Source organism: Azorhizobium sp. AG788 (assembly GCF_943371865.1).
Lineage (GTDB): Bacteria > Pseudomonadota > Alphaproteobacteria > Rhizobiales > Xanthobacteraceae > Azorhizobium.
The window spans coordinates 44,555-61,801 of sequence record NZ_CALRWL010000012.1; the positions used below are offsets into that span (position 1 = coordinate 44,555).

The following is a 17,247-nucleotide window of genomic DNA, read 5'->3' on the forward strand; positions in this document are numbered from 1 at the left end:
CACTTGTAGGATCTGAACAAGGTGTCTATCATTGTTGATGCCGCCGTCAATGCACGGACGGCTACAAACAAAAAATATGGTCCACATGATGGATCTCGGGAGCGAAGCGTGACCAGGACCGGCGACGACCCTTCGGGCGGCGGGACTCAAAGCATCGAGCGCGCCATCGCGCTGCTGCTGCTGGTCGGCCGTGCCGGCGGCGACGGCGCACGCCTGTCCGATCTCGTGACACGCTCCGCTCTCCCCAAGCCGACGGTCCGCCGGGTGCTCCTGGCGCTGGTGCGCGCCGGGCTCCTGGACCAGGATACGCTGTCCCGGCGGTACCATATCGGACCGGAGACCTACGTTCTAGGAACATTGGCCAGCGAACGCTTCGGCCTGCACGCGCTCTCCCTGGATGGCCTGTCGCGCCTCGCCCAGGAGAGCGGCGACACCGCTTTCCTCTCCATGCCGCGCGATACCTACGTGGTCTGCCTGCACCGCCAGGAAGGCCCCTTCCCCATCCGCACCCATGTGCTCCAGGCCGGCGACCGCCATCCCATGGGCATCGGCGCCGGCAGCCTCGCCATTCTCGCCGCATTGCCGGACGCCGAAGTGGACCGGGTGTTCGCCGTCAATGCGGCGGTCCTGGCCGAGCGGTACCCTGCTTATTCCGAAGCCCTGCTGCGCTCCTGCGTGGCCGAGGCGCGGGAGGCCGGATACGCCTTCAACCCCGGCATCTTGATGCCCGGCTCCTGGGGCATCGGCGTGCCGGTCCGTGGTCCGGACGGCACCCCCATCGGCGCCTTGTCCATCGCCGCCATCGACAGCCGGCTCGGCCCCGAGCGGCGCGCCGAACTGGTGCCGCTGCTGCGCCGCGAGGCTGAAGGGCTGGAGGCGGCGTTGCGCCATCCTGTGCCCCGCACCGAACCCGTTTTTCCCACCCAAGCCGCATCCCCGCCACCCCGCGCCCGCCCGTCTGCGTCGCGCACAGCCCTGAGAGTGAAGACATGACGCGCGCCTGCATCGTGGGCTATGCCCACACCGCCTTCGGCAAGCTCGAAGATCCCGATACCGAGGCCCTCATGGCCCGCGTTTCCGGCGCGGCGCTGGAGCATGCCGGCATCACCCCCGACAAGGTGGACGGCATCTTCACCGGCGTGTTCAACGCCGGCTTCCAGAAGCAGGATTTCCAGGGCGCCCTGGTGGCCATGGCCGACGAGCGCCTGGCCTATGTGCCGGCCGTGCGGGTGGAAAACGCCTGCGCCACCGGCTCCGCCGCCATCTATACGGCGCTGGATTTCATCGAGAGCGGCCGCGGCCGCATCGCTCTGGTGGTGGGCGCGGAGAAGATGACCGCCAAGCCCACGGCGGAAGTGGGTGACATTCTGCTCAACGCTTCCTACCGCAAGGAAGAAGCGAACATCGAGGGCGGCTTTGCCGGCCAGTTCGGCCGCATCGCCCAGAACTATTTCCAGCGCTATGGCGACCGCTCCGAGGAACTGGCGCACATCGCCGCCAAGAACCATTTCAACGGCGTGTCCAATCCCTACGCCCAGATGCGCCGGGACTTCGGTTTCGAGTTCTGCAACACCGTGTCGGAGAAGAACCCGCTGGTGGCCGGGCCGCTCCGCCGCACCGACTGCTCGCTGGTGTCCGACGGCGCCGCCGCGCTGGTGCTGGCGGACGAAGAGATCGCCCGCGATCTGGAGCGGGCCATCGCCTTCCGCGCCCGCACCCACCGCAACGACATCCTCGCCATGTCCCGCCGCGATCCCACCGCGTTCGAGGGCGCCCGCCGCGCCTGGGCCGGCTCGCTGGCGGACGCGGAAATGACCATCGACGATCTGGACTTCGTGGAGACTCACGACTGCTTCACCATCGCCGAACTGATCGAATATGAGGTCATGGGCCTGGCCAAGCCCGGCGAGGGCTACAAGGTGGTGCGCGAAGGCATCACCCAGAAGACCGGCCGCCTGCCGGTGAACCCCTCCGGCGGCCTGAAGTCCAAGGGCCACCCCATCGGCGCCACCGGCGTCTCCATGCACGTGCTCTCGGCCATGCAATTGCTGGGCGAAGCGGGCGACATGCAGATCAAGGATGCCGCCGTGGCCGGCGTGTTCAACATGGGCGGCGCCGCGGTGGCCAATTACGTCTCCATCCTGGAGCGGCTGAAGTGAGCGCATCGCTGTCTGCGTCCAAGGATGCGCCGAAGGGCGGGGTTGCCCCCTGCACCCGGCGGGTGATGAACCTGTCCCACGTCCTGCGGCAGGCGGCCCGCCGCTTTCCGCAGGAGGTGGGCTTCGTTCACGGACCGCTCATCTCCACCTGGGCCGAGATGGACGTGCGGGTGGACGCCATGGCGTCCGCCCTGGCGGACATGGGCATCACCAAGGGCGACCGGGTTCTGGTGCAGTCGAAGAACTGCATCCAGATGTTCGAAAGCATGTTCGCCTGCTTCCGCATCGGCGCCGTGTGGGTGCCGACCAACTTCCGCCAGACTCCCGGCGAAGTGGCCTATCTGGCCAAGGCCTCCGGCGCCACGGCCATGATCTGCCACGCCGAATTCCCCGAGCATGTGGCCGCCGCCGTGGCGGAGGCCCCGGCCATCGCAAAAGTCATCGGCATCGGCGCAGCGCCGTTCGGCCCGGACTATGACGCCCTGGTGGCCGCCCATCTCGGGCGCAGCGTCCCCGTCGCCGACGTGGAGCATGACGATCCCTGCTGGTTCTTCTTCACCTCCGGCACCACCGGGCGGCCGAAGGCGGCGGTGCTGACCCATGGCCAGATGGCCTTCGTCATCACCAACCATCTGTGCGACCTGATGCCCGGCACCACCCAGGCCGATGCCTCGCTGGTGGTGGCGCCCCTGTCCCACGGCGCCGGCATTCACCAATTGGTGCAGACCGCCCGCGCGGTGAAGACCATCCTGTTGCCCTCCGACCGCTTCGACGTGGCCGAAGCCTGGGCGATCGTCGCGCAGTGGAAGGTCACCAACATCTTCACCGTGCCCACCATCACCAAGATGCTGGTGGAACACCCCTCGGTGGACCAGTTCGACCATTCCTCGCTGCGCTATGTGATCTATGCGGGCGCGCCCATGTACCGCGAGGACCAGAAGCGGGCCTTGGCCAAGCTGGGCAAGGTGCTGGTGCAGTATTTCGGCCTCGGCGAGGTCACCGGCAACATCACCGTGCTGCCGCCCGCGCTGCATGAGCCGGAGGATGGCCCGCAGGTGAAGCTCGGCACCTGCGGCTTCGAGCGCACCGGCATGCAGGTGCAGATCCAGGATGACGCCGGCGCGGAGGTGGCGCCGTTCGAGACCGGCGAGATCTGCGTCTGCGGCCCCGCCGTGTTCGCCGGCTATTACGAGAATCCGGAGGCCAACGCCAAGTCGTTCCGCAACGGCTGGTTCCGCACCGGCGATCTCGGCCACATGGATGGCGAAGGCTTCGTCTACATCACCGGCCGCGCCTCGGACATGTACATTTCCGGCGGCTCCAATGTGTATCCGCGCGAGGTGGAGGAGAAGCTGCTGCAGCATCCCGCCATCGTGGAAGTGGCCATCGTCGGCGTGCCCGACCCCATGTGGGGCGAGGTGGGCGTCGCCGTCTGCGTGATCCGCGACGGCCAAGTGGTGAGCGAGGCCGATGTGGCCGCGTTCCTGGACGGCAAGGTCTCCCGCTACAAGCTGCCCAAGCGCGTGTTCTTCTGGGAGGCACTGCCCAAGTCCGCTTACGGCAAGATCACCAAGAAGATGGTGCGCGAGGCATTGGAGGCGCGGGGCCACCTGCCGCTCGAGAAGCCATTGGAGCGCAGCGCATGAGCCCGCCCGGCGACGTACCCGTTCGCCTTCTGAAGCATCCGGGGCCGGTGGCGGCGCAGCGCTGGGACAGCATGGCCTGCGCGCGGTCGCGGGCGTTCCGCTTCTCGCTCATTCCCGGCCGCTCGCTCTATGACGGCATCGTCAATGCCATGACCGCCGCCGGCGTCTCGGCGGCGGCGCTGACCCTCACCGGCGGAGTGTTCGCGCGGGTGGAATATTGTCTCGCCGCCCCGCGCGTCGGCAGGCCGCAGGTGGCCGGCTATACCGATCCGGAAAGCATGAGCGGCCCCATCGGCCTCATCGGTGCCAGCGCCACCTTGGGCCTCGATGTGGAGGGGCGCCTGATGGTCCATTGCCACGCTCTGCTGGCGGACCCGGACGGGCAACTGTTCGGCGGCCATGTGATCCCCGCCGCCAGCATTGTCGGCGCGGTGCCGCCGGTGGTGTTCGCCCGCGCCTTCGAGGGCGCCGCCATTCGCCAGCGCTATGATGCGGAAACCGTGATGTCCATCTTCCACCCGGCGCAGCCGGGCGAAGGATCGATGCGCACCAGCTCGGAGGGTTTGCATGTCTCCTGACCTGTCCACGCCCCCGGACGGCGCCGACATCCCGCTTCCGCCCGATGCCGCGCCCGAGAGCGGGCACACCGGGCGCATTCTCTACGCGCGCGTGCGGCCCAACGAAGACCTGGTGCAGACCATCGAGAAACTGTGCCTCCAGCATGGCTTTGCCCATGCGGTGGTGCGCGGCAGCCTCGGCAGCCTGAGCCAATGCTGCCTGGAACTGCACACCGGCGCCCGCGTGGATGTGCCCGGCCCGGCGGTGGAGATGCTGACCCTTATGGGCGAAGTGCGCACCGAGGGTGGCGCACCCCAGGCCCGCATCAGCGGCACCGTGGCGGATCCCGTGGGCCGCATCTTCGCCGGGCGCTTCGTCCCCGGCCGCAACCCGGTCTGCATCACCTTCGAGATCAATCTCGAAGAGTGGCTCGTCGATTCACCGATCGCCTGAGGCGTCGTTCCGCGCACCGCGACAGGCGACGCCGATCCGGGCCGCAGGCCCGATCCCACAGGGGCCAAAGGCCCGACCCAAGGAGTTCAGCTGTGTCCAAGGAAAAGGGTAGCGTAATCGTCACCGGCGGTGCCTCCGGCATCGGCCTGGCTTTGGTGGAAGGGCTTCTGAGCGACGGCTGGCGGGTGACCGCGGCGGATGTGGTGCCGGCCAGCATCGCCAGCGCCAAGGCCCAGCTCGCCAAGTTCGGCGATCAGGTGCGCTTTGCTCAGGTGGACGTCGCCGACGAGGCGGCGGTGGTGGACAGCATCGCCGCCACCGTGCGCGACTTCGGGCCGCTGTGGGGCGTGGTGAATTCCGCCGGCATCGGCAAGGACCTGCCGGCCCTGGACACCTCGGCAGAGTTCTTCCGCAAGATCCTGAATGTGAACCTGGTGGGCACCTTCGTGGTGGCGCGCGAGGCGGCCAAGGCCATGGCGGCCGCTGGCGGCGGCTCCATCGTCAACATCGCCTCGGTCTCCGGCCTGCGCGGCAATCTGGGCCGGGCCGCTTATGGCTCGTCCAAGGCCGGCGTGGTGATGCTGACCCAGATCCTGGCGGTGGAGTTCGCGCCGCTGAAGATCCGCGTCAACGGCATCGCCCCCGGCCCCATCGAGACGCCGCTGGTGAAGGCCATGCACACCGACGAGGCCCGCGCCGGCTGGATGAAGACCGTGCCCATGAAGCGCTATGCGGACCCGTCCGAGGTGTCCGGGGCCATCGCCTTCCTGTTGGATGAGACCAAGTCCAGCTTCGTCACCGGCCAGACCCTGGCGGTGGACGGCGGCTTCATGGCCGGTGGCCTGATCGAGCTCTGATCGCCGAGCCGGGCGACACGGGATGTCGCCCGGTTCGACCCCGCTCAGTGCGGGGTGGTGTCGGAGGGGCCCTTGCGCTGGATCAGGGCGATCACTTCGCCCACCAGCCCGCGGCGGAACAGCGACACCACCACCACGAAGATCACGCCCTGGATCACCAGCACCCACTCGCCCAGGCCGGCGAGATAGTTCTGCATGGTGACGATGATGGTCGCCCCCACCAGCGGGCCGAGCACCGTGCCCATGCCGCCCACCAGGGTCATCAGGATCACCTCGCCCGACATCTGCCACGCCACATCGGTGAGCGAGGCCAGCTGGAACACGATGGCCTTGGTGGCGCCCGCCAGCCCCGCCAGACCGGCCGACAGCACGAAGGCGAGCAATTTGTACTGATTGACCCGGTAGCCCAGGGAAATGGCCCGCGGCTCATTCTCGCGAATGGCTTTCAGCACCTGCCCGAACGGCGAATGGATGGTGCGGTAGATGACGGCGAAGCCGATCAGGAAGATGGCCAGCACCACATAATAGAGGTTCAGGTCCTTGGTGATGTCGATGATGCCGAACACCGCCCGCCGCGGCACGCCCTGGATGCCGTCCTCGCCGCCGGTGAACGGCGCCTGAAGGCAGAAGAAGAAGAACATCTGCGCCAGCGCCAGGGTCACCATGGCGAAATAGATGCCCAGGCGCCGGATCGCCAGCAGCCCCGCCACCAGCCCCAGGAGGGCGGCGCAGGCGGTGCCGGCGAGAATGCCCAGTTCCGGGGTGAAGCCCCAATTGCGCACCGTATAAGCCGAGATATAAGCGGCACCGCCGAAGAACATGGCGTGGCCGAACGACAGCAGGCCCGCATAGCCCAGCAGCAGATTGAAGGCGCAGGCGAACAGCGCGAAGCACAACACCTTCATGAGGAAGACCGGATACACCACCAGCGGCGCCACCAGCAGCGCCGCCAGCGCGACGATGATGCAGACCAGCCGCAGCGTGCCGCCGGTGGAGGTCTTGCCCCCGGCCAGAGCGAGGGGGGATGATGTGGTGCTCATGACGCCCTCACTTCGCTTTCACGTATCGTTCGCATGGACGGACCGTGCGCATTACTTGGCGGTGCCGAACAGGCCCGCCGGCTTCACCAGAAGCACGATGGCCATGACGACGAAAATGACGGTGGACGAGGCTTCGGGATAAAACACCTTGGTCAGGCCTTCCACGATGCCGAGGCCAAAGCCGGTGACGATGGCGCCCATGATCGACCCCATGCCGCCGATCACCACCACCGCAAACACCACGATGATCAGGTTGGAGCCCATGGTGGGGCTCACCTGATAGGCGGGCGCCGCCAGCACACCGGCGAGCGCGGCCAGACCGACGCCGAAGCCATAGGTCAGGGTGATCATGCGCGGCACGTCGATGCCGAAGGCCTGCACCAGATCCGGCCGCTCGGTGGCGGCGCGCAGATAGGAGCCGAGCTTGGTGCGCTCGATGACGAACCAGGTGGCGAAACACACCACCAGGGAGGCCACCACCACGAAGGCGCGGTAATTGGGCAGGAACATGAAGCCGAGATTGGTGCCGCCCGGCAGGGGATTGTTATAGGGCAGGCCCGAGGAGCCATATTGCCGCCGGAACAGGCCCTCGATGATGAGGCCGAGGCCGAAGGTGAGCAGCAGGCCGTAGAGATGGTCCAGATGGTAGAGCCGCCGCAGGAGTGTGCGCTCGATCACCATGCCGACGATGGCCACCAGGATGGGGGAGATCACCAGTGCGCCCCAGAACGGAATGCCCACATAATTGAGCAGCATCCACGCCCCGAAGGCGCCCATCATATATTGGGCGCCGTGGGTGAAGTTGATGACGTTGAGCAGGCCGAAGATGACCGCGAGGCCGAGGCTCAGCATGGCGTAGAACGCGCCATTGATGAGGCCCAGAAGCAGTTGGCCGAACAAAGCTTGCGGCGCGATGCCGAGGAGCTCGAACATGGGTCGGTCTCAGGTCCTGAGGTCTGCGATCGGAAAGGCCGCGTCCCGCGCGGCGGTGTGTTCGGGGTTCATGCGGACCGGCGCCAGATGGCAGCCGCACCGAAGGAACCGGCAAGCCGCCGGTGCCGGGCGGCGCAACGCCGCCCGGCACCGGCTCAGGCTCAGCTCTTCTTGACCAGCGGGCAGTCGCTCTCGCTCAACGGGCGGAAGGCCTCATTGGCGGGAATGGTCGCCTTCAGGGTGTAGTAATCGTAGGGATATTTGGAGTCCGCCGGCTTCTTCACCTCGAACAGATACATCGGGTGGATCTGCCGGCCGTCGGCGCGGACCTCGCCCTTGCCGAACAATTTGTCGTCGGTGGGCAGCTTCTTCATCTCCGCCACCACGGCGGCGCCATCCTTGGCCGACTTCAGAGCCGCCACGGCCTTCAGGTAATGCAGGACACCGGAATACACGCCCGCATGCACCATGGTGGGATAGACGCCGCGGTTGGCCGCGGCAAATTCCTTGGCGAAGGCGCGGTTGTTGTCGTTCATGTCCCAATACCAGGCGGAGGTCAGGTTGATCCCCTGCGCGGTCTTCAGGCCCAGCGAGTTCACATCGGACAGGAAGATCAGCAGGCCGGCCAGTTTCTGGCCACCCTCGACGATGCCGTATTCCGCCGCCTGCTTGATGGTGTTGATGGTGTCACCGCCGGCATTGGCCATGCCGATGATCTGGGCCTTCGAGGACTGCGCCTGCAACAGGAAGGACGAGAAGTCCGAATTGTTGAGCGGCACCCGCACCTGGCCCACCACCTTGCCGCCATTGGCGGTGACCACCGCCGCGGTATCACGCTCCAGCGCATGGCCGAAGGCATAGTCGGCGGTGATGAAGAACCAGGTCTTGCCACCGGTCGTGGTGATCGCCTTGCCGGTGCCGTTGGCCAGCGCCCAGGTATCATAGGTCCAGTGGACCGTATTGGGCGTGCACGCCTTGCCGGTCAGATCGGAGGCGGCCGCGCCGGAGTTGATGAAGACCTTGTTCTTTTCCTTGGTCACCTGGTTCACGGCCAGAGCGACGCCGGAATTGGGAACGTCGGCAATCATGTCGACGCCTTCAACGTCATACCACTGACGGGCAACGGAGGTGCCAACGTCGGCCTTGTTCTGATGATCGGCGAAGATCACGTCCACCTTCAGGGTCTTGCCCGCAGGGGTGGCGCTGAAATCTTCGATCGCCTTCTTGGCGGCCCAGACCGAGCCGGGGCCACCAAGATCGGCATAGAGGCCGGACTGGTCATTGAGGACGCCGATCTTGACCGGAATCGGGGTCTGAGCATGAGCGGCGCTGACAGCGAACAGGCTGCCGGCGGCCAAGAGCGTGGCTGCGAGACGCATTTTGTTTCCTCCTGCCGGCAGGACACCGGCTTATCGCTGTACGAAACCCCCGGCTTCAGACGCCGAGGAAGGCTTCCAGGCGCGCCGCGTTTTCCGCGATCTTGTCGTTGGGCACCATGTCCACCACCCGTCCGTGCTCGACCACATAGTGGCGATCGGCGACGGTTGAGGCGAAGTGGAAGTTCTGCTCCACCAGAAGCACGGTGAAGCCCCGTGTCTTCAGGGTGCGAATGATCTCGCCGATATGCTGCACGATCACGGGCGCAAGCCCTTCGGTGGGCTCGTCCAGCAGCAGGAATTTCGCCCCGGTGCGCAGGATGCGGGCGATGGCCAGCATCTGCTGCTCGCCACCGGACAATTTGGTGCCCTGGCTGTATTTGCGCTCTTCCAGGCGCGGAAACAGCTCGTGGATCTCGTCCACGGACAGGCCGCCGGGCTTCACCACCGGCGGCAGCAGCAGGTTTTCCCGCACATTGAGGCTGGCGAAGATGCCGCGTTCCTCCGGGCAGAGCGCAATGCCCAGCCGGGCGATCTTGTTGGGCGCCAGCCCCACGGTCTCGGTGCCCTCATAGCGGATCGAGCCTGAGCGCTTGCGCAGCAGGCCCATGATGGCGCGCATGGTGGTGGTCTTGCCGGCGCCGTTGCGGCCCAGCAGAGTGACCACTTCGCCCGGATGCACATCGAAGGTCATGCCGTGCAGCACATGGCTCTCGCCATAATAGCCGTGCAGTTCCTCGACCTTCAGCAAGGGCGCGGACGATGTCTGCGACTGGGTCTGGACCATGGTGGCTTCACGCATGTCCGTGCCCCGTGCCCATATAGGCTTCAATCACCAGCGGATTTTTCGACACGTCCGAATAGGGCCCCTCGGTGAGGATCTCGCCCCGGGCCAGCACCGTGATGGTGTCCGACAAATCGGCCACCACGGAGAGATTGTGCTCCACCATCAGCACGGTGCGGTTGGCCGACACCCGCTTGATGAGTTCGGCGGTGCGGGCGATGTCCTCGCGGCCCATGCCGGAGGTCGGCTCGTCGAGCAGCAGCATCTCCGGCTCCAGCGCCAGCGTGGTGGCGATCTCCAGGGCGCGCTTGCGGCCATAGGGCAATTCCACCGCCAGATGCTGGGCATAGGAGGTGAGCCCCACCTCCTCCAGCAGGGCCATGCCGCGTTCGTTCAACGCATTGAGCGACTGTTCAGAGGTCCAGAAATGGAACGAGGTGCCGAGCTTGCGCTGCAGCGCCACGCGCACATTTTCCAGCACGGTGAGGTGGCCGAAGGTGGCGGAGATCTGGAACGACCGCACCATCCCCAGCCGGGCCACATCGGCCGGCTTGGTGCGCGTGATCTCCCGCCCGTTGAGCCGGATCGTGCCCCGCGTCGGCTCCAGAAATTTGGTGATCAGATTGAAGCAAGTGGTCTTGCCGGCCCCATTCGGCCCGATGAGGGCATGAATGGTGTGTCGGCGAATCTTGAGGTCCACGTTCTTGACCGCGGCGAACCCCTTGAATTCCTTGGTGAGACCTTTTGCTTCAACGATGTAGGGCACGTCTGAGACAGTGTCCAAAATCGCCACATGTGCCTCGCTGCGTTCGGCCGGCCCGCTCTGCGGTGCCGACACTCCCCATCCGGATGGGCCATTGTTGGCCGCTTTGTTGGGATGAACCGTAGCACGGTAAGCCGCGGCTACGTCAATAGACCAAAAGGCCAAGATTTGAACGAGCGATAGATTCTTTGGATTATGACACTTCCGCGTCCTGTCACGGAACCAGCGAAACCGCCAAAGCCACGCTATTTTCCGGCGCACCGCTCAGTTGCAGCACCCATGGCCCGGCACCGGCCGGCACCAGGAATCGCACACTTTTGCGTGCCAGCGGACAGTTGCGCACGCCGGTAAAGGCCAAGGGCTTCAGGGCCTCGCCCTCTCGGATCAGGTCGATCCACGCCGCTTGCGCCAGGGTCACCTGGAGCACCCCGCCTGCGGGGGGAACCTCAAGCGTCACATAGCCCGCGAACCTATCCGCTGCGGGTCTCCGCTCGGGCGGGAGCGGCAGGCGCGCTTCCGCCGTCGGCAGGAGACTCACGACCACGGCGATCGGCTCGCTGAGCGCCAGCGCACCGCCATCGACCCGCGCTGGGGGCGCCGCGCGCAAGCGGGCGCCATCCTCGGTGAGCGACCAGGCCGCCGCCGCGCACCCCTCTCCCTCCGCCGCGGACACAGGGCCATTGGTCACCCCAGCCATCAGCAGCGACACGCCGACGAGGCACCCGCCCGCTTGGATCCGCCATCCCCGGCGCGCGACGTCGATCGACCCCATCATGACCTCTCATGCGATATCTGAACAAATATAGCATGAGAGGAGCTGGCAGGGCAGAGCCAGCATCCCGCACCGAGCAAGGTGTCTTCAATCCGCGGGCGTGCGAGCCTGGGTGAGATATTGTGCGTTCGGCCGCATGTCGGTGGCGGTGGCCACGCGGTTCGACATGTTGAAGAAGGCGGTGACTGCCGCAACGTCCCAGATATCGCGATCGCTGAGCCCCACCGCCCGCAGCCCGGCCCGGTCCGCCTCTTCGACGGCGTGCGGGGTTTCGGTCAGCTTTACGGCGAAGTCCAGCAGCGCCCTCTGCCGCGGATCGAGCCGGGCGGCGCGATAGTTCATCACGATCTGCTCGCCCAGTTCCGGATTGCCGGAGAGGCTGCGCACGGCCGCGCCATGGGCGGTGAGGCAATAATAGCAGCGGTTCACAGCCGAGACCGCCACCGCAATCATCTCCCGCTCCAGCTTGGAGAGGCCGGACGGCGCCAGCATCAGATCGTTGTACATGGCGGCGAAGGCGGTGAGCTTGGGCAAATCGAACGCATAAGCGAGCAGAACGTTCGGCACATAGCCGATCTTCTCCACGCATTTGTCGAAATAGGCCTGGGTCGCAGCGTCCAGCGGCGCCTGCGGCAGATCAAGCGCCGTTACGCGCGCAGCGGCAGCGTCGGCAACCGGATTGTCAGCCGCCTGCTGCAGTGCGGTATCATGAACCCTCCGTTTTGGTGCCTTTTTAGCAGGCGCGCTGCTTGCAAAGGCAGTATTTTCAATATGTTTAGCGCTCTTGCGCGCAGATCGAACCGGCGTCATCTTCTTTTCCATAAAGGGGGACCTCGTCACGATTTCGTCGCGCCTCGGGCTCACACCCGGTGCGTCCCATCAGGGGCGAGGATCGCGCAAAGTGGGGCTGAAATGAAAGCCCTCAGGAGAGACGTGATGAATATCGAGGGAACCAAGGGCGCAGACGCCTCCTTCGGCCCGAAGGCGCGGCTTTCTCTGGCTGTGAGCCTGCTCAAGATGGAAGGAGCAGGCATTCCGGAGGCCTTCACCCGTCAACTCTTCGGCGCCGCGGCGCCTGAGGACGTGGAAGCGCTGCTCCCAGAGGCCTTCGCGGCCTTGTCCCGTAAAGCATGGAGCCACCTGTGCGCCCACAAGGCCGGCACCAGCGACGTTCATGTCTTCACCCCCGAGTTACCCGGTCATCCGCCAATCACAGTCATTGAGGCGGTAAATGACGATATGTCTTTCCTGTTCGATTCCATCTCCTGCGAACTGGCGGAGCGAGGAATTGAATTGCGCTTGGCTGTCCATCCGATCTTCACGCTGGAACGGGACGGCGGCGAAGGCGTATCCGGTATCGAACCGGACCTGGCCGCCGCCGCGACCCGCGGCCTCCACCGCGAAAGCCTCATTCACTTACATATTCCTGCGCTCAACGGTCCCGAGGCGGAAGCGGACCTGCGCGCGGCCCTGCTCCGGGTCCTGACCGATGTGCGCGCGGCCAACCGCGATTTCGCCGCTATGCGCAGCCGCGTCTATGAGGTGTCAAAGGCCTATCGACGCGAGAAGCGCCCTTATGCAGAGACCGAGCGCGACGAAGCCGCCGATCTCATTGAGTGGCTGGTCACGGACAATTTCATCTTCCTCGGGGTGCGCGCCTATGCGCTGGCCGCCGACGGCAGCCTGGAGGCCATTGTCGACAGTGGCCTCGGCGTGCTCTGCGACCCGCAGGTCCACGAATTGCGCCTGGGTTCCGATCCGCTGGTGACCACGCCCGACGTCCGGCAATTTCAACCCGGCGGACAGCCTCTGATCATCACAAAATCCAGCATCCACTCGCGGGTCCACCGCCGGGCGCCGTTGGATTATATCGGTGTCAAGCTGCACGATTCCGAAGGAACGGTTACCGGCGAACTGCGCATCATCGGCCTGTTCACCTCCACCGCTTATACCCATTCGGTGCTCCAGATCCCGTATCTGCGGAACAAGGCGGAGGCGGTTCTGCTGTGGGCCGGCTTCGATCTGGACAGTCACTCCGGCAAAGCCCTGACCACGGTTCTGGAAACCTATCCGCGCGACGAGCTGTTCCAGATCGACGCCGATACGCTGCAAGCCTATGCGGTGGTCATCCTGTCCCTCTACGACCGGCCGCGGGTGCGGGTTCTGCCCCGCGTGGATCGCTTCGACCGCTTCGTCTCCGTCCTGGTCTATGTGCCGCGCGAGCGCTTCGACGCCAGCCTGCGCCAGCGCGTGGGGGCCTATCTCGGGCAGGTATTCGGGGGCGACGTGGAGTCGGTGGAGCCCACGTTCCTCACCGACCTGCCGCTGACCCGCGTGCGCTACATCATTGGCCGCACGGAAGGCCGGACGCCGGAGGTGAACCGGGCGGAGTTGGAAAAGGAAGTGGCGCGCCTGGCCCTGACCTGGTCCGACCGCTTGCGGGAAGCGCTGCTGGCCAGTCTCGCCGGCGGCAATGCCCAAACCCTCTATGAGCGTTATGGAAACGCCTTCGATGGCGGCTATATCGCCGCCTATGGGGTCAATACGGCGGTGGACGACATTGCCCGCCTGGAGCGGCTGTCCGCCGCCCGCCCGGTCGCCCTGGACTTCTATCGGCGGCCCGGCGACACCGCCAACCGGATCTCCCTGCGGCTGATTTCCTTCGGCCGGCCGCTGCCGCTGGCACAGCGGGTGCCGACGCTGGAAAATATGGGCCTGCGGGCCATCGACGAGCGCACCTACCGGATCGAGACCAGCCCGCGCCGCGGCGCCGACCCAGCCACCGCGACCTGCAGCTGGGTCCACGAAATGAGCCTGGAACGGGCCGATCGCATCGCCATCGAGGTATCCGGGGCCGCCGAGCGCCTGGAGGACCTGCTCACCGCCGTCTTGCGCGGCGAGGCGGAGAATGACGGCTTCAATGCCTTGGTGCTCGACACCTCGCTCGCCTGGCGGGACGTGGCCCTGGTGCGGGCGCTGGCGCGCTATCTGCGCCAGGCCGGCATGGCCTTTTCCCAGGACTATCTGTGGACCACGCTGGTGCGCCACGCCGGCGTGGCCGAACGGGTGGCCCGGCTGTTCCATGCCCGGTTCGATCCGGCGCGCGATCCGGCGCCGGAGGCCCGCGCCGCCCGGGAGGCGCCGCTGCGGGAGCAGATCGAGGCCGCCCTCGCCGAGGTCTCCAGCCTGGACGAGGACCGCATCCTGCGCCGGTTCGTCAATCTGGTGGACGCGGCGTTGCGCACCACGTTCTACCAGCGCGGCAGCGACGGCCGGCCCAAGGCGGCCATCGCCATCAAGTATGAAAGCGCCAAGGTGGAAGGGCTGCCTTTGCCCCGTCCGCTGTACGAAGTGTTCGTCTACTCACCCCAGGTGGAAGGCGTGCATCTGCGCTTCGGCCATGTGGCCCGTGGCGGCCTGCGCTGGTCCGACCGGCCGCAGGATTTCCGCACCGAAGTGCTGGGCCTGGTGAAGGCGCAGCAGGTCAAGAATGCGGTGATCGTGCCCGTGGGCGCCAAGGGCGGCTTCGTGCCCAAGCGCCTGCCGCTGGGCGGCAGCCGCGACGCGGTGCAGGCGGAAGGCGTCTCCGCCTATGAGACGTTCGTTTCCAGCCTGCTGGACCTCACCGACAATCTGAAGAATGGCGAGGTGGTGCATCCCCAGGACGTGGTGCGGCTCGACGGCGACGATCCCTATCTGGTGGTCGCCGCCGACAAGGGCACCGCCACCTTCTCCGACACCGCCAACGGCATCTCCCAGCGCCACGGCTTCTGGCTGGATGACGCCTTCGCCTCCGGCGGCTCGGTGGGTTACGATCACAAGGCCATGGGCATCACCGCCCGCGGCGCGTGGGAGGCGGTGAAGCGCCATTTCCGCGAATTGAACGTGGATATCCAGGTCACGCCGATCACCGTGGTGGGTGTCGGCGACATGTCCGGCGACGTGTTCGGCAACGGCATGCTGCTGTCCAAGGCCATCAAGCTGGTGGCGGCCTTCGACCACCGCCACATCTTCCTCGATCCCGGCACCAATCCGGCGGTGGCTCATGCGGAGCGCGCCCGGCTGTTCGCTCTGCCCCGGTCCAGCTGGGCGGACTATGACGCCAGCCTGATCTCCGAAGGCGGCGGCATCTATCCGCGCACCGCCAAGCGCATCCCGCTGTCGCCGCAGGTGCAGGCGCTGCTCGGTCTCGCCAAGCCCGAAGCCACCCCGAACGACGTCATGACCGCGATCCTGAAAGCGGACGTGGACCTGCTGTGGTTCGGCGGCATCGGCACCTATGTACGCGCCGTGGTGGAAAGCGACGCCCAGGTGGGCGACCGCGCCAACGATGCCATCCGCATCATCGCCAACGATCTGAAGGTGAAGGTGATCGGCGAAGGCGCCAACCTCGGCATGACCCAGCGCGGGCGCATCGAGGCAGCCCGCAAGGGCGTCAAGCTGAACACCGACGCCATCGACAATTCCGCCGGCGTCAACACCTCCGACGTGGAGGTGAACATCAAGATCGCGCTCTCCCTGCCGGTGGCGGAAGGCACGCTCACGGGGCCGGATCGGGCCGCCCTGCTGGCCGAGATGACCGATGACGTCGGCCTGCTGGTGTTGCGGAACAATTATCTCCAGCCGCTCGCCCTCTCGCTGGCGGAGCGTCGCGGCACCGAGGATCTGGCGTTCCAGCAGCGGATGATGCAGGCGCTGGAAGTGCGCGGTGAACTGGACCGCAGCGTGGAATTCCTGCCCGGCGACGGCGAGATCCAGGAACGCCGGGCGCGCGGGGAATATCTCACCCGCCCGGAACTGGCGGTGCTGCTGGCCTATGCCAAATTGTCCCTCTATGCGGAGTTGCTCGCCTCCGACGTGCCGGACGATGCCTATCTGGCGGATGAACTGGTGCGCTATTTCCCACCCGCGCTCCAGGAGCGCTTCCCGGGTGCCATCACCGCCCATCGGCTGCGGCGGGAGATCATCTCCACCGGCCTCGCCAATGCCATCGTCAACCAGGGCGGGCCGGCCAGCATCACCCGCATCGCCGACCAGACCGGCGCCGACGCCGCGGGGATCGCCCGCGCGTTTGCGGTGGTGCGCGACAGCTATCGCCTGGCGGACATCAATGCCGCCATCGACGCCCTGGACACCCAGGTGGATGGGGAAGTCCAGCTGGGTCTCTATGCCGCCGTGCAGGATCTGATGATCGGCCGCACCATCTGGTTCCTGCGCAACGTCAGCCTGGCGGACGGCATTGCCGGAGTGGTGGCGCGCTATGGCGCGGCCATCGCCGAGGTCGGCGGCGCTCTCGACGCCAGCCTGCCCGATGCCTGGCGCATCGCCCGTGACCGCCGCATCGCCGAACTGGTCCACCACCGGGTGCCCGATGCGCTGGCAGCGCGGATCGCCGTGCTCCCGGCGCTGGCGGCGGGCTCGGATATCGCCCTGCTGGCGGAACGCAGCGGCCGGCGCATCGACGAGGCGGCGCCCACCTTCTTCGCGGCGGGACGCTACTTCGCCATCGACGACCTCATCACCTCTGCCAAGTCCATCTCCGCCCCGGACTATTACGACCGTCTCGCCCTGGACCGGGCGGTGGCGCAGGTGGAGACCTTCATCCGACAGGTCACCAGTGAAGTTCTGGCCCAGGGCGGCACCGGTGCCGAAGGTGTCGAAGCCTGGGTGGAGCGCCGCCGCAAGGAAGTGGACCGCATCCGCGCCACGGTGCAGGACATCACCGCCTCCGGCCTCTCCCTGTCCAAGCTGACCCTGGCCGCGAACCTGTTGGGCGATCTCGCCCGGGGTTAAACGCCGGAAGAACAGGGGCGCCACGCCATCGTCGGTGGCATGGCGCCCCGCTTCCAAACACCATCCGCCTCTAAGCTGGGGACCGGCGCCCTGGCAGCGCTTCCCGGCTTCCG

General features: G+C 66.5%; 14 protein-coding genes. 7 read left to right on the forward strand and 7 right to left on the reverse strand.

All coding sequences use genetic code 11. The annotated features are described in order from the left end of the window. Nucleotides 1–108 precede the first annotated feature (108 nt). The 6 genes from AAG816_RS09490 to AAG816_RS09515 all read left to right on the forward strand — a co-directional run bounded on the left by AAG816_RS09490 (nucleotide 109) and on the right by AAG816_RS09515 (nucleotide 5,673). Nucleotides 109–993, forward strand: a complete 885-nt coding sequence (locus tag AAG816_RS09490) for an IclR family transcriptional regulator (protein ID WP_341989361.1) — start codon at nucleotides 109–111, stop codon at nucleotides 991–993. Continuing rightward, nucleotides 990–2,159, forward strand: coding sequence for an acetyl-CoA acetyltransferase (locus tag AAG816_RS09495; protein WP_341989362.1), 1,170 nt, complete (start codon nucleotides 990–992; stop codon nucleotides 2,157–2,159). The genes AAG816_RS09490 and AAG816_RS09495 overlap by 4 nt, the downstream gene beginning before the upstream one ends. Continuing rightward, a complete protein-coding gene (locus AAG816_RS09500; RefSeq protein WP_341989363.1) occupies nucleotides 2,156–3,805 on the forward strand; it encodes an acyl-CoA synthetase in 1,650 nt (549 codons plus the stop codon). The genes AAG816_RS09495 and AAG816_RS09500 overlap by 4 nt, the downstream gene beginning before the upstream one ends. Next, a complete protein-coding gene (locus AAG816_RS09505) occupies nucleotides 3,802–4,383 on the forward strand; it encodes a PPC domain-containing DNA-binding protein (RefSeq protein ID WP_341989364.1) in 582 nt (193 codons plus the stop codon). The genes AAG816_RS09500 and AAG816_RS09505 overlap by 4 nt, the downstream gene beginning before the upstream one ends. Beyond that, nucleotides 4,373–4,816: a PPC domain-containing DNA-binding protein gene (locus AAG816_RS09510; RefSeq protein WP_341989365.1), complete on the forward strand. Its 444-nt coding sequence runs from the start codon at nucleotides 4,373–4,375 to the stop codon at nucleotides 4,814–4,816. Before AAG816_RS09505 ends, AAG816_RS09510 begins: the two co-directional genes overlap by 11 nt. A gap of 92 nt (nucleotides 4,817–4,908) precedes the next feature. Continuing rightward, complete coding sequence (locus AAG816_RS09515; RefSeq protein WP_341989366.1) at nucleotides 4,909–5,673, forward strand: SDR family NAD(P)-dependent oxidoreductase; 765 nt, start codon at nucleotides 4,909–4,911, stop codon at nucleotides 5,671–5,673. A 44-nt stretch (nucleotides 5,674–5,717) separates the two neighbouring features. Here the strand turns inward: AAG816_RS09515 and AAG816_RS09520 are convergent, their stop codons facing one another. From AAG816_RS09520 to AAG816_RS09550, 7 genes are all read right to left on the reverse strand, one after another. Beyond that, entirely contained in the window at nucleotides 5,718–6,713 is a 996-nt protein-coding gene (locus AAG816_RS09520; RefSeq protein WP_341989367.1) for a branched-chain amino acid ABC transporter permease, read from the reverse strand. Nucleotides 6,714–6,764: 51 nt separating this feature from the next. Beyond that, nucleotides 6,765–7,646 carry a branched-chain amino acid ABC transporter permease gene (locus tag AAG816_RS09525; RefSeq protein WP_341989368.1) on the reverse strand — a complete coding sequence of 294 codons (882 nt, stop codon included), beginning with the start codon at nucleotides 7,644–7,646 and terminating at the stop codon, nucleotides 6,765–6,767. Nucleotides 7,647–7,807: 161 nt separating this feature from the next. Next, a complete protein-coding gene (locus AAG816_RS09530) occupies nucleotides 7,808–9,025 on the reverse strand; it encodes an ABC transporter substrate-binding protein (RefSeq protein WP_341989369.1) in 1,218 nt (405 codons plus the stop codon). 55 nt (nucleotides 9,026–9,080) lie between these two features. Beyond that, nucleotides 9,081–9,824, reverse strand: coding sequence for an ABC transporter ATP-binding protein (locus AAG816_RS09535; RefSeq protein ID WP_341989370.1), 744 nt, complete (start codon nucleotides 9,822–9,824; stop codon nucleotides 9,081–9,083). Continuing rightward, nucleotides 9,817–10,572, reverse strand: a complete 756-nt coding sequence (locus AAG816_RS09540) for an ABC transporter ATP-binding protein (protein WP_341989371.1) — start codon at nucleotides 10,570–10,572, stop codon at nucleotides 9,817–9,819. The genes AAG816_RS09535 and AAG816_RS09540 overlap by 8 nt, the downstream gene beginning before the upstream one ends. Nucleotides 10,573–10,783: 211 nt before the next feature. Continuing rightward, nucleotides 10,784–11,344, reverse strand: coding sequence for a hypothetical protein (locus tag AAG816_RS09545; RefSeq protein ID WP_341989372.1), 561 nt, complete (start codon nucleotides 11,342–11,344; stop codon nucleotides 10,784–10,786). 84 nt (nucleotides 11,345–11,428) lie between these two features. Continuing rightward, nucleotides 11,429–12,040: a peroxidase-related enzyme gene (locus tag AAG816_RS09550; protein ID WP_341989425.1), complete on the reverse strand. Its 612-nt coding sequence runs from the start codon at nucleotides 12,038–12,040 to the stop codon at nucleotides 11,429–11,431. Between the two features lie 237 nt (nucleotides 12,041–12,277). Between AAG816_RS09550 and AAG816_RS09555 the strand changes: the two genes are divergently transcribed. Next, nucleotides 12,278–17,134, forward strand: a complete 4,857-nt coding sequence (locus tag AAG816_RS09555) for an NAD-glutamate dehydrogenase (RefSeq protein WP_341989373.1) — start codon at nucleotides 12,278–12,280, stop codon at nucleotides 17,132–17,134. The last annotated feature ends 113 nt before the right edge of the window (nucleotides 17,135–17,247 follow it).